Below are 13,318 nucleotides of genomic sequence, written 5' to 3'. Positions count from 1 at the left end.
AATGTATAGCGATAGAACAAAAAAGGAATTGTTGGAGATTTTGGAGCAGTACCAGATGCTTACATTTGAGTCGCAGTTAAGTTTAAATTGGGAACTGGAATCTAGGGGTTTAGTGGTAGATAAAAGTGCCTTGGAACTGGCCATTGAAGTAAAGATGTCGCAAATAAACGATTTGGAATACCTGAACGAGCTTGGTTTTAACGCAACTAGGGATAACGGTGGTGTAACGGTTACAAGAACGTCCAATGCGATATTTGCAGATGTTATTGCCGTTATTTTTGGTGTATTGGTATTTTTATTAGGTGTTTATGGCGTGGGTTCCTTGGTCTCGTTGTTCGTAAACGGTGAGGAGATAAACGTTTTCTCATTAGCGGTGAATTTGGCCATGGCGGGTCTTGTGCTTTTGGGTTTCAAATTTTTAAACGGTATCCAAAGACTTATAGATTTTACAGGATTTAGTTTGTCCAATCACGCTGGTACAATTACATTAAAGAAACGTTTTGACCTTAAGTTGGAGGAGATCAAAGCAAAGACCTCCGAGTTGTTTTTGGAATCGGATGAGGACGAGCTTATATTAAAACTTGGGGAGCGTACCATCTTGAACTCCAATGCCGATAATATTGTCCAAAGACTTACCATAGAACGCTTAACGAGTGTTCTTAAACAAGGATAGGTCCCAATCCTACTAGTTGTATGTACGAACATTTCTTTCAATGCCCTTACTGTTGGGAAGAGATTTCCATGTTATTGGATAGCTCGGTAAGCCAACAAACCTATATAGAAGATTGTGAGGTGTGTTGCAGACCTATCGAGGTCATGGTTCAGTTTCAAGGTGATGAGCTAACGGCTTTCCAGGCGGTTGACATAGGACAGTAAGGAATGCTGTAGTTTGTTTCTTATTGATAAAATGAGGCCAGGAGTGGAGTTCCGAATCGTCACCATCGTAATAAATTACAGGTCAAGCGTTATAATTCTTCGTTCTCTTTCTGGGAATCGACAAAAGACGTAACAGAAAGGGTAGTATGAATCCAACTTATTTTTAGATAGGGTTTAAAACAAAAAGGCGTCATCTTCATCAGGTTCACCTTTGCATGTAATTCGTGTAGACCTTGTAGCCATAAAAAGCGATGAACATGAAACAAACAAGGGGTAGGATAAAAGAAAAATTTACTTCAGCAACTCCCAGGATTTTGGTGTCGTTAACCCCGGTTCCGCCGGCATCGATAATCAGCCCTTGTAAGCCTGGCATAAAAGCTCCTCCTACGATCGCCATGACCAATCCTGCAGCACCAATTTTGGATTCTTCCTCGTTTAGCCCTTCCAAGGCTACACCATAAATTGTAGGGAACATTAATGACATACAGAACGAAACACCTACCAAACAATACAGGCCAAAAACACTTTGAAGGAAAATTGTTCCCAAAGTGCAAACGCCCGCGGTAATGGCAAAGTACATCAACAACTTTCCAGAGGGGACAAAGCGAAGTAAATAGGTGCCGATTCCACGGCCTATCAGAAATAGAAGGAAGGCTACGAACTGGTAATTGGCGGCTATGTCACTATCTATTTCTATACCCTCTGCATATTGATAGATATACGTCCAGCACATAATCTGTGCGCCTACATAAAATATTTGTGCCACAACACCGAGTATATATTTTTTATTGGTAAATAAGGAGGAGAAGGTTCTGCCTATACTAGGAATAGCTCCTTCTCCTTTGGTCTGAGGCATTTTATTGGCAACTATAAGAATGAATACTCCTATAATCACTAGCCCCAAAATCACATAAGGGTCTCGAATTACGACCAAATCGGAGGTGCGGATCAGTGCCTTTTTAGCTTCTGCCAGTTCAGAATAATTTTCTATATCATCTGACTGAAGCCGCTTAAGAACGAACTGTTGTGCTACCAAAAGCCCTAGTATCAGCCCAACCGGGTTAAACGCCTGAGCTAGATTTAGGCGTTGTGTAGCTGTTTTAGGGTCTCCCATTGCCAAAATATAAGGGTTGGCGGTAGTTTCCAAAAATGCAAGTCCAAAAGTCAATATGTACAGGCCTAGACAAAAAAACCAGAACTGCTCTGTTATTGCCGCTGGGTAAAACAACAGTGCTCCCACGGCATAAAGTGCCAGACCAAGAAGTATGCCTACCTTGTAGGAGTATTTCCGAACAAATAGCGCAGCTGGCAATGCCATACAAAAGTAACCTCCGTAGAATGCCATTTGAACCCATGAAGCTTGAACGTTGCTGAGTTCCAATACTTTTTTAAACGCCTGTACCATTGGGTCTGTTACGGCGTTGGCAAATCCCCATAGGGTAAACAAAGATGTGATTAAAATAAAGGGGATGATAACTTTTTTGGGTACTACCGGTATTTTTCTTCTCTTTTCCATGACCGTACGGTTAGTTTATATAGACCTGTCCAAGTGGGTGTAACCACCGTCAACAAATATGAGTTGACCTGTGGTATGTGATGATTTTTCGGAAAGTAGAAACACTGCCATATCCGCAATTTCTTCAACCGTTGTCATTCTTCGTTCAAAGGGAATCCTATTGTTGATTTCGTCCAATCTTTTTTCTGGATTATCAAAAGTAGCAATCCATCTTTTGTATAAGGGCGTAAAACACTCTGCAATGATCAGCGCATTTACCCTTATAGTATAGGGTAGAAGTTCTACCGCCCACTCACGGGTTAACGCGTTCCTGCCCCCGTTCGCCGCGGCGTACCCCGAGGTTCCTCCCTGTCCGGTAAAGGATGTTTTTGAGCCGATGTTCAAAATTGGGCCTTTACTTTTTTTGAGTTCAGGCAGGGCATAATGGGCCATCATGTAATAATGGGTCAGATTTCTATGAATAGAAGTCGTGAAATCTTCATAGTTGCCATTTTCCAATCCTATCGAATCATTTACCCCTGCATTGTTTACTAGGCCATCTATACGTCCAAAACGAAGTATACATTCGTTTATGGCATTTTTACATTCTTCTGGTTTGGTTAGTTCGGCATGGGCAAATGCTGCTTGGCCTCCTTGCTTTTTAATTTCGGAAATAGTATCCTTAATATCGGTTTTATTTCGTTCTATTATAAACGGGATGGCACCTTCTTTTGCTAGAGAAATACTAATACCTTTCCCAATTCCCGCAGCCCCTCCCGTAACAATAATAACCTTGTCTTTTAATTTTAGATCCATTTTAGTATCGTTTTTTATCCCTTTTATATTTTGGTTGTTCATCAAGTCGAATAGAACTTATTCTGAAATGAGAGGTTTTAAACAATATCCTGTTCATGTTCTAGTCTACTGAATGCATTGAAACTAAATTTATCAATTCGGATAGGGACTGCCCGGATTTCTCTTATTTCGAGTTTAGCTCCGGTATGTGATGATTATGCATCCCTTGTATCAAGTTTCTGGCTACATGTTTCTTTTGGTTGTACAGAATCAAAACCGCTTAAAAACCGTGACGAAGACTTTTAAGTTTTAAAATCGAATAGTACAAGAAAGTCTTACAATTTATCTATTCCTAGTAACATGTCAAAAATTGGGACCAGAATACCGGTGTATTTTGTGTTGATAACAAACACAGGAAGAGAATAGTTTTCGCAACTAGGTTTCTTTTTAGTGAAGTCATTAAAACTTTTTCCGTTCGCTAAAAAATTGCTCTTTTTCGCTCATTTTTTATCTTTTTTTTCCATCCGTAGCGATGCTATGCAACTCAAAAAAGTCTTCAAATGTTCAAAAAATCACTAATTTTCGCTTGAACGCGAAAAGTTTAAATCACTTCAGTGTCTACTATTAGTATTCCCTAATTTGTAATAAGACATCGAGATTCGGAAATCAATGTTTTATTTCAAGGAAGTTGATTTTTGTTCTTGATAAGCTTACATACACAACTAAAAAAACAAATAATTTGTTTTAGGTTTTAGCTAGGTAGGTCATAGAAATCCACAGCATTCCCACCCATTATCCTCAACTGTTCCTCTCTGGTAAATTGTGTAATATAATTGTTTACAATAGTAAAAACCCCTTCGTATCCGCTGGCTAAAAGGCATACTGGCCAATCCGATCCGTACATTGTTCTATGGGTGCCGAAAGCTCCGAAAACGACATCCATGTACGGTTTAAAATCGTCTTCATTCCAATTTGACCAATCCGCCTCGGTAACCATTCCCGAAACTTTACAGTATACATTTGGATGTTGGGCCAGTATCTGTAACTCTTTTTCCCATTCCTTAATTTTTTGAGACTTTATATCTGGTTTGGCCAGGTGGTTTAAAACGAATTTTTGATCTGGAAATTTCTCTATAAATGAAATGGTGTTCTTTAATTGTTGGGGAAATATTAAAATATCGTACGTGAGCGAAAACTGTTCCAATTTGGCAATACCGTTACAGAAGGTCTTGCCCAATACAAAATCGTCCGGTTCACTTTGTAAGATATGCCTAATCCCTTTTAAGTACGGGTTTTTAACAAAATGGTGCAAGCGTTCCTCTATGGTGTCAGAACGCAGATCCAACCAGCCTACAATACCTTTTATAAATTCATGTTCTGCAGCTAAATCCAGCAAAAAAGATGTTTCGGCTTCGGTCTGGTCTACCTGTACAGCTATACAGCCATCAATTTTCCGCGCTTGCAATAGCGGTTTTAAGTCGTTTGGCATAAAATCCTTTCGCAGTGGTAGCATAGTTTCATCCATCCAACTGTGCCTTTTGGCGTTGTAATTCCAAAAATGCTGATGACTATCCAATCTCATTTTTGGTAAGCTTTAACCTGTTGCTTAGAAGTTCCCAAACCTTCTATGCCCAATTCCACAACATCGCCCGGTTTTAAATATTTTGGTGGGTTAAAACCTAAACCTACTCCAAATGGTGTTCCGGTGGAGATGATGTCCCCGGGGAGCAGGGTCATATATTGACTAATATAGCTTACTACTTCCTGTACGTTGAAAATAAAATCCGAGGTATTGCTGTTTTGCACTGTTTCCCCGTTAAGTTTTAACCAAAGGTCTACGTTGTTAGGGTCTGTTACTTCATCTTTTGTAGCTATAAAAGGGCCAATGGGGGCAAACGTATCGCAGCTTTTTCCTTTGCACCATTGTCCTTCCTTTTCCAATTGAAATTCGCGTTCGCTATAATCGTTATGCAAAACATAACCTGCAATATGATCAACTGCATCCGTTTCCGAAACATAGGAAGCCTTTTTGCCTATTACAATGCCCAGTTCTACCTCCCAGTCTGTTTTTTCGCTGCCTTTTGGAAGTATTAAATCATCGTTGGGCCCCACAATAGCCGAAGTAGCCTTAAAGAACAATACGGGCTGTTTGGGAACTGCCATGCCGCTTTCGGCTGCATGCTGTGCATAGTTCAGTCCTACACAAACAATTTTAGAAGGTCTTGTTAAAGGTGGTCCTAAACGTGTTTTTTTATCTACTTTGGGGCACTTGTCTTGGTTGGTTTTTAACCATTGCTCAAGTTTGTCCAGTCCGCCATTTCCAAAAAAATCTTCATCATAATCTGTTCCGAAAGCAGAGATATCAATCCAAGTATCATCGGCCAATTGAATCCCTGGTTTTTCATTTCCGGTTGTTCCAAATCGTATCAGTTTCATACTATTATTGTTTAACTATTGAGTTTAATAAACCCACCATCGATCGGGAAATCCGATCCGGTGATAAAGGAAGCTTCGTCCGAACATAAATATAGTGCAAGATCGGCTACCTCTTTGGGCGTGCCCATGCGGCCAATAGGTTGAGTCTTGGAAAGGTTTGCGAACATTTCCGCTTGGTTGTCCGGGTAGTTTGCCTTTATGAATCCATCTACAAAAGGGGTGTGGATGCGCGCAGGTGAAATGCTGTTGCACCGAATACCGTGCGATACATAGTCTTTTGCTATGGAGTAGGTCATGGTAAGAACAGCGCCTTTGCTCATGGAATAGGCGAACCGGTCCGAAATCCCGACCGAAGAAGCGATCGAGGCCATATTTAAAATAACGCCGCCTGTTTCTTTCATTCCGGGAATGACCGCCAAGATACAATTGTACACACCTTTAACATTTACATCGTAGACTTTGTCCATGTCGGTTTCCGAAGTGTTCTCAATATTTCCGATGTGGGCAATACCGGCATTGTTTACCAAAATATCGATCTTTCCCGATTTAAGTATTGTTTCTACCACTTTGTTCACCCCTTGTTGATCGGCAACATTGCATTCGTGGCTTTCTGACGAACCGCCGGCTTTTTCAATTTCCGCTAGGGTGTCTTTTGCATTAGCGGGATCTAATTCCAAAATGTGCACATGGGCTCCTTGGGAGGCAAACACCTTGGAAATTGCCTTTCCAATTCCGCTGCCTCCACCGGTGACCAATACCGTTTTGTTCTTTAAACTAAATTTCATGTTAGCTGTTTTTTTCGTTATACCAATACGTGCCGTTGGGGAACAGGTAGGTTTCCAAGGATTTTTCTTTCATCGTAATACTGTAGCCTGCAAGTTCCGGGGGCATGTAAGCCCCTTCTTTAATGACTACCGGATCATAAAAGTGTTCATGTAGATGATCTACGTATTCAATGACCCTATCTTCTAGGGAGCCACTTATTGCAATATAATCGATCATAGATAGATGCTGAACATACTCACAAAGACCCACCCCCCCGGCATGCGGGCAAACTGGTATCTTAAATTTGGCCGCCATAAGCAAGATGGCCAATATCTCATTAACGCCGCCCACCCTGCAACTGTCTATTTGACAAATACCTATGGCATTGGCCTGCATTAATTGTTTAAAAACCACTCTATTTTGGCAATGCTCCCCTGTAGCTACTTTGATCGGATAAACCGCCTTAGCTATCTTGGCGTGGCCTAAAATGTCATCTGGGCTGGTGGGCTCCTCGATCCACCAAGGATCAAATTGCTTTAACGAATCCATGTTGGTTATAGCTTCGTCCACATCCCATTTTTGATTGGCATCCATCATTAATTTGAGATCTTGCCCTATTTCTTCCCTAATTATAGCTGCCCTTCGCATATCATCGTTCAAGTCTGAACCTACCTTGATTTTCATATACTTAAAACCATTTTTTTTGGCCTCTTTGCATAGCAGTCTCATCTTTTCATCGGGGTAGCCCAACCAACCCGCGGAAGTTGTATACGCAGGATAACCATTCTTCATTAGGTATGAAATACGCTTCGTTTTTCCCGCTTCGTTTTTCTTTACTAGTTCCAGTGCTTCTTTAGGGGTTATGGCATCGGTGATATATGTAAAATCTATACAGGAAATAAGCTGTTCGGGAGACATATCGGCCAACAATCGCCATAAGGGCTTGCCTTCAACTTTTGCATAAAGATCCCATACCGCATTAACCAAAGCGCCGGTTGCCAAATGGATAACTCCTTTTTCCGGCCCCAACCAGCGTAATTGGCTATCACCTGTTATCATTTTCCAAAAGCCCCCCATATCCGAGGTAAAACTCTCTAAGGTCTTGCCCTTGATCAAATAGGATAATGATGCTATAGCCTGTACACAAAGCTCATTGCCTCTACCTATCGTAAAGGTGAGTCCGTGACCCTCTATACCTTTTTGGCTATTGGTCTTTAATATTACATACGCAGCTGAGTAGTCTGGATCTGGATTCATAGCGTCCGATCCATCAAGCGATTTACTGGTAGGAAAACGAATATCCCGTGTTACAATATCCGTTATAATAATAGGTTGTGACATGCAAACTGAATTAGATGAACAAAATTATACATCATTTGTTGAAAAAACTAAATCAAAAGATACCGGTACTGGTACTTTTTTTGCCATTAAGGTGCGGATGTTGCATTATTTTTGCTTTTGAATTTTCAAATAGGATGATGGCGATATCCTATGAATTTTTTTAAACTGTCTATTAAAGTTGGAAATATTGTTAAAGCCGGATAAATATGCAATTTCCGTTATACTCTCCTTGTTTTCCAAAAGAAGCCTAGAGGCGTAGCCTACCCGAATTTCGTTAAGGTATGCGGTAAACGTCTTTTTGTGGGTTTTTTTAAAGAACCTGCTGAATGCGGATTTATTCATTCCAGCTATTTCGGCCAGATCACTTGAACCGATTTGGGTATTAAAATTTTGAAATACGAACTCATATATCTTATCCAAACGCTTGTTTTCTGTTTTGCGAAAAGAATTGAGGTAACTATTACTGGATAACAATATTTGCCCTTCATGCTTTGCCAGATGGTCTAAAATTTCGATTATTTTATAAATTCGGGAGGTAGGATCATAGGTTATTAGATTGCTTATCTTCTCCAAGAGAAGGGGTTTTAGTCCCTGAAATTTAATGCCTCTATCCGCGCGGTCCAGTAAGCTGGAAATACTTTTCATTTCCGGTATTTGAAAGAATTCTGTTCCCAAAAACTCCCTTTTAAAGTGGACTGCAATAGCTTCGGCTGTCAGGGTAGTATTGCCTTGAAAATAAGCTTCATCGTTTAACCACATGTGGGGCAAGTTCTTACCGATGAGAACGACCTCCCCTTCCTCAAATTTTTGAATATTATCTCCAATAAATCGCGTTCCAGTACTTTTTAGTATTAAAACAAGCTCAAACTCTGGATGAAAGTGCCATACCCTTAAAAAGTTAGGGTGTTTATTATGAGAAACCGTTAGGGACTCATTTGAAACGCTGGACCGGTTTAGTAAGTGAAGTTTCGTATTTGTTGTATTCATCTAAAAATAGTACCGTAATTATAAAGTAAGCCGTGACTTAAACTTTTAAAGAATGCAAGATCCCCTATGTACGAGGTCGGGTATATCTTGAGGTGAAATTAAGTAAAAAACAGGGCGGGTTTAACAGGTCGCCAGCATGGCTAATTTAATATCAATTTAAAATCTAGTTGTCGCATAAAACAAGTTTCTTTTTTACTCATTTGTCGTCATAAAATAGAACCATAGCTAAATCTATGCTTAGATTTTGTTCCTAAACTGAGAAAAAAATAATTCAAATTTTCAATACGACATTCAAAACTTAAATTGGTATAATCAAATTTACAGCATAAATCATATATACGTGTAAAAGCAGGATAGTAGTATGGCCTAGTTTATACTTTCTGGATTATCCCTGTAGCTGTTTTGCATCTACTGTAAAGAAATGAAAGCCAAGTTTTATGTTTTTTTAAGTCCATTTTTTTCAATTATATTGCCGATTCTCAAATTTTTAAATCCATTCAGAACGGAGCATTGGTTAAACACCACGGTCATTAAGTGTACAATAGATACTTCCCGTTTTTAAACCTGCCTTTCTAAGAATGCAGTTTATAACCAAAGTGAATTAACTTTTAAATGTAGTCCAATAGTTGAGTTTTGATAAAAAAGTACTGTTTTTTAATAAAATAAAGGAATTGTAATTTTTCAATTAGGAATAACTTTAGGACGTAAAGTTACAGTAATCATATTTTGTAACAGTCGGTGCGTTGCACAGTTCGCCATGGGTAATCGATAACTATCAGTATAAGAAATAATCGATTTGATATAGTTGGGCCTGTTTGTTTTGGCATTTAATGATTATATTTCCTAATGGGCATTTTTGATAGTTGAACCGTATCCAATAAAAATACGGATATCGAAAAAACTTGAATTAATACGCTCCAGTACTTAAAGTTAAGGAATAGGCTTCTTTGTAGAAGGAGCCATGTTAATAGTCTAATTTATGAAAATAGGTATGAATATGTTGCTCTGGACCAACCACGTTACAGAGGAACATTATCCCATAGTGGAAACGCTCAAAGAAACAGGCTATGATGGCATTGAACTCTATATGGGGGACGGCAATACGGCGCATTACAAAAAACTTGGCGATCATTTTTCCGAACTTGGTCTTGGCGTAAGTGCGGTAACCGGTCTTTCTCCGGAGGAGAATATTTCTAGTTCAGACGTTAAGGTTCGCCAAGCTGGGCTGGATCGTTTAAAGTGGGCTATTGACAATGCTCAGGCGCTTAGGGCAGATGTGCTCTGTGGCCCTCTCCACTCTTCTTTTGCGTTTTTTAGCAGGCAACCACCTACTTCGGACGAGAGAAAGCGAAGTGCCGAAGTGATGCGAAAAGCTGCCGAGTATGCGGCCGCGGCCAAAATTATGATTTGTCCTGAGGCCTTAAACCGTTTTGAGTGTTACTTGTATAACACCATGGCCGATTTAAAGACTTTGGTGGAAGCAGTAGATCATCCAAATTTAGGTGCCATGTATGATACCCATCACGGTAATATTGAAGAAAAAAGTCAATCCGGAGCACTTAGGACCATAGCGCCTTACCTGAAACACGTTCATATTAGCGAAAACGATCGCGGCACACCAGGAAGTGGACAGGTGGCATGGAACGAGGTGTTTTCAACGCTCAAGGAAATTAACTATGACGGTTGGTTGACCATTGAAGCGTTCAGTACCATAATTCCGGAATTTGCAAACGCTATAAACGTGTGGCGGGATTATTCCCCTGCAAAAGAAATATATACTAGCGGCTTACAGTTTATAAAAAATGGAATAAAAGGATAATAGTTCTTTAAATACGATTATTATGATGAAAAAGTTAATTTACCTGTTCTCGGCCATACTATTTTTCGCTTGTAAGGAGCAAAAACCTGTAAAAACTACTTCCGCTCCTATGGAAGAGGTTCCCCAGCAATGGCTTGTATTTGAAGGTAAAGGAGAAAGTGCCAAACATATTGTGCTGGTTTCGGGCGATGAGGAATATCGCTCAGAGGAAACCTTGCCCCAGTTCGCTAAAATACTATCAAAGCACCATGGATTCAAGTGTACGGTGCTATTTGCCCAAAATCCGGATAGCCCAGGTATAGTAGATGCAAATTATGTAAAGAACATTCCCGGTCTGGATGCGCTTGAAACTGCTGATATCATGGTTGTATTTACTCGTTTTAGAGCTTTGCCAGACGAACAAATGCAGTATTTTGATAATTTTTTGATGGCCGGAAAACCTGTCATCGGTATCCGAACCGCGACTCACGCTTTTAATTTTGGAAAAGAGGACGTTACCAACTTTGCCCATTATGGTAACGGGTATCAAGGTGCTGAGACCGATTGGGCCGATGGTTTCGGTCGTTTGGTGCTGGGAGAAAAATGGCATACCCACCATGGCCATCACAAGCATCAAAGTACGCGGGGTGTTATTCCTGAGGACGCCACGTCGCACCCTATAGTGTCTGGAATAGAAAGTGGCAGTATCTGGGGAGCTACCGATGTTTATGGTGTTCGTTTACCCCTGCCTGGAGATAGCCATCCTGTGTTGTTGGGGCAAATTATAAATAGGGAGGGCGAATACGATGAAAACGACTTGTTTTATGGTATGAAACCAACAGATGTAGAACTCGCTAAGGAGAATAACACCGGACTTAAAGTCAATGATATTTTGATGCCTATAGCTTGGACCAAAAGTTACCAACTCCCTGGAGGCAAAAAAGGGAAATCCTTTACCTCTACAATAGGTTCATCTACCGATATTTTAAATGAAAGTCTTAGAAGGCTATGGGTAAATGGCGTTTTTTGGGCTTTGGGCGAGACAGTACCGGATAAGGCCAACGTAGATTTGGTAGGGAAGTATTCTCCTTCGGCATACGGATTTAAGACCGATGAATATTGGGTGGATAAAAATTTGGAGATTGGTAGTCTTCGGTAACATCTAGTAGGTTTTTGAGGTATAGAAAAAGGATCGCTAGGTCGTTTGAAGATTTAAATCGGAAAGTAAGTTAGCATTGACCGCATGGAACTAACTTCTATTTTGGATATTTTGTTTTTTGAATATGCCTAAACGTTGCGCATCAACGCTGTAAGCCTTTTGAATTGCTTAGTATTTGATATAGAAGTCATTTAAACTTTTTCTGTTCGCTAAAAAATTGCTCTTTTTCGCCCATTTTTTGTCTTTTTTTCCTTCCATAGCGGTGCTATGCAACTCAAAAAAGCCTTCAAATGGTCATAAAATTGCTAATTTTCGCTTGAACGTGAAAAGTTTAAACCACTTCATAATAGTTTCGTAAAACTCAGATGGACGTCAATCTGCGTGTTTACTATCTCTGCCATTATTAAATCGATCATGAATAAGGCTCTTGATTTCAATAGTATGAGTTGTACAGCCTGTTAGAATTCACTGAACCTTTAGTGGTATGGTTCCCTTTTGGTGTAGCCATAGCATAGAACTACTTTTTATTTAGAAACAACTGTATGAAATATCTTGTTTGCGAGAAACCGGGGAAATTTCTTTTAAAAGAAAAAGAGGTTCCAATAAGAAAAGGGAACGAGGCTTTATTGCGGATTATTAAAGTGGGTATTTGCGGAACGGATTTACACGCCTATGCAGGAAACCAGGCCTTTTTTAGCTACCCAAGAATTTTGGGTCATGAATTAGCGTCCGAAGTATTGGAAATAGGTGCGAATAGTAGAGGTATAAAAGCTGGGGACAAGGTAGTGGTAATGCCTTATATCAGTTGCGGAAAGTGTATTGCCTGTAAAAATGGAAAAACAAATTGTTGTACAGATATTACGGTGTTGGGCGTTCATGGCGATGGAGGTATGCAAGAGCAGATTTCAGTGTCGGTTGATCTTCTGTTGCCCGCTACTCATCTTTCTGATAATCAAATGACCGTAGTTGAACCTCTGGCTATTGGTGCCCACGCAATAAGAAGGGCGGCTATTAAACCCGGGGAAATAGTTCTGGTGGTGGGTTGTGGCCCAATTGGTATAGGAATTATGAAGCTGGCTCAAATTGCCGGAGCGCAGGTAATTGCCATCGATATTAACGAAGAACGTCTTGCCTACGCAAAAGAAAAAATTGGTGTGGATTATAGTATAAAAGCAGGTTCGGAGGCCGTTAACGAAGTGGCTCGAATTACAAATGGGGATTTGTGCACAGCGGTATTTGATGCCTCTGGCAGTAAAATTGCCTTGGAATCCTGCCCGGAATACATGTCCCACGGCGGACGCTTTGTATTGGTAGGTTTGTCCAATGGGACGCTATCGTATTTACATCCTAAGATACATGCAAAAGAAATCACCCTCCTGTGCAGTAGAAATGCAACCATAGAAGATTTTGAACATGTTATTAAGATAATAGATCAATTTCCAACAGATTCATTTATTACCCATGAAGTACCTTATACGAAGATGATCGAGAATTTTGATAGCTGGCTAAAACCGGAAACCGGTGTTATTAAAGCGACCATTACCTTTTGATTATATAGCGATAACTGATTTACCAAGAACGAAGATGATTTTGGGAAACGATGACGGTAAGGCCAACATCTGGCACTAAAGAAAACCTCTTACTTCAGAATAATCAAATTTGTGGT

General features: G+C 40.1%; 12 protein-coding genes. 5 read left to right on the top strand and 7 right to left on the bottom strand.

What is annotated here, in order from left to right; translation table 11 throughout:
• Window position 1: 1 nt before the first annotated feature.
• Both ACFQZJ_RS14860 and ACFQZJ_RS14855 read left to right on the top strand, forming a co-directional pair.
• Window positions 2-673, top strand: a complete 672-nt coding sequence (locus tag ACFQZJ_RS14860) for a hypothetical protein (protein ID WP_379935646.1) — start codon at window positions 2-4, stop codon at window positions 671-673.
• 20 nt (window positions 674-693) lie between these two features.
• Window positions 694-876 (top strand): CPXCG motif-containing cysteine-rich protein, encoded by a 183-nt coding sequence (locus ACFQZJ_RS14855; protein ID WP_379935645.1) that lies wholly within the window; start codon window positions 694-696, stop codon window positions 874-876.
• 205 nt (window positions 877-1,081) lie between these two features.
• Here ACFQZJ_RS14855 and fucP read toward each other — a convergent pair whose 3' ends face one another.
• The 7 genes from fucP to ACFQZJ_RS14820 all read right to left on the bottom strand — a co-directional run bounded on the left by fucP (window position 1,082) and on the right by ACFQZJ_RS14820 (window position 8,695).
• The gene (gene fucP / locus ACFQZJ_RS14850; RefSeq protein WP_379935643.1) at window positions 1,082-2,392 is read right to left on the bottom strand and encodes an L-fucose:H+ symporter permease; all 1,311 of its coding nucleotides are present in this window, start codon (window positions 2,390-2,392) and stop codon (window positions 1,082-1,084) included.
• A gap of 15 nt (window positions 2,393-2,407) precedes the next feature.
• Entirely contained in the window at window positions 2,408-3,187 is a 780-nt protein-coding gene (locus tag ACFQZJ_RS14845) for an SDR family oxidoreductase (protein ID WP_379935641.1), read from the bottom strand.
• A 730-nt stretch (window positions 3,188-3,917) separates the two neighbouring features.
• Window positions 3,918-4,748, bottom strand: coding sequence for an amidohydrolase family protein (locus ACFQZJ_RS14840; RefSeq protein ID WP_379935640.1), 831 nt, complete (start codon window positions 4,746-4,748; stop codon window positions 3,918-3,920).
• On the bottom strand, window positions 4,745-5,602 hold the full coding sequence (locus ACFQZJ_RS14835) for a fumarylacetoacetate hydrolase family protein (protein WP_379935638.1): 858 nt from the start codon (window positions 5,600-5,602) through the stop codon (window positions 4,745-4,747). Before ACFQZJ_RS14835 ends, ACFQZJ_RS14840 begins: the two co-directional genes overlap by 4 nt.
• Window positions 5,603-5,613: 11 nt before the next feature.
• Entirely contained in the window at window positions 5,614-6,387 is a 774-nt protein-coding gene (locus ACFQZJ_RS14830; RefSeq protein WP_379935637.1) for an SDR family NAD(P)-dependent oxidoreductase, read from the bottom strand.
• 1 nt (window position 6,388) lies between these two features.
• Window positions 6,389-7,708, bottom strand: coding sequence for an L-fuconate dehydratase (locus tag ACFQZJ_RS14825; RefSeq protein ID WP_379935635.1), 1,320 nt, complete (start codon window positions 7,706-7,708; stop codon window positions 6,389-6,391).
• Between the two features lie 105 nt (window positions 7,709-7,813).
• The gene (locus tag ACFQZJ_RS14820; protein ID WP_379935634.1) at window positions 7,814-8,695 is read right to left on the bottom strand and encodes an AraC family transcriptional regulator; all 882 of its coding nucleotides are present in this window, start codon (window positions 8,693-8,695) and stop codon (window positions 7,814-7,816) included.
• A 979-nt stretch (window positions 8,696-9,674) separates the two neighbouring features.
• Between ACFQZJ_RS14820 and ACFQZJ_RS14815 the strand changes: the two genes are divergently transcribed.
• The 3 genes from ACFQZJ_RS14815 to ACFQZJ_RS14805 all read left to right on the top strand — a co-directional run bounded on the left by ACFQZJ_RS14815 (window position 9,675) and on the right by ACFQZJ_RS14805 (window position 13,202).
• Window positions 9,675-10,514 carry a sugar phosphate isomerase/epimerase family protein gene (locus ACFQZJ_RS14815; protein WP_379935632.1) on the top strand — a complete coding sequence of 280 codons (840 nt, stop codon included), beginning with the start codon at window positions 9,675-9,677 and terminating at the stop codon, window positions 10,512-10,514.
• Between the two features lie 22 nt (window positions 10,515-10,536).
• Entirely contained in the window at window positions 10,537-11,652 is a 1,116-nt protein-coding gene (locus ACFQZJ_RS14810) for a ThuA domain-containing protein (RefSeq protein ID WP_379935630.1), read from the top strand.
• Between the two features lie 542 nt (window positions 11,653-12,194).
• A complete protein-coding gene (locus ACFQZJ_RS14805) occupies window positions 12,195-13,202 on the top strand; it encodes a zinc-binding alcohol dehydrogenase family protein (protein ID WP_379935629.1) in 1,008 nt (335 codons plus the stop codon).
• Window positions 13,203-13,318: the final 116 nt, after the last annotated feature.

The sequence above is a fragment of the Maribacter chungangensis genome (genome assembly GCF_042676845.1).
GTDB lineage: Bacteria > Bacteroidota > Bacteroidia > Flavobacteriales > Flavobacteriaceae > Maribacter > Maribacter chungangensis.
The sequence above is the reverse complement of the archived record's forward strand: the minus strand, read 5'-3'. Positions and strand labels throughout refer to the sequence as shown.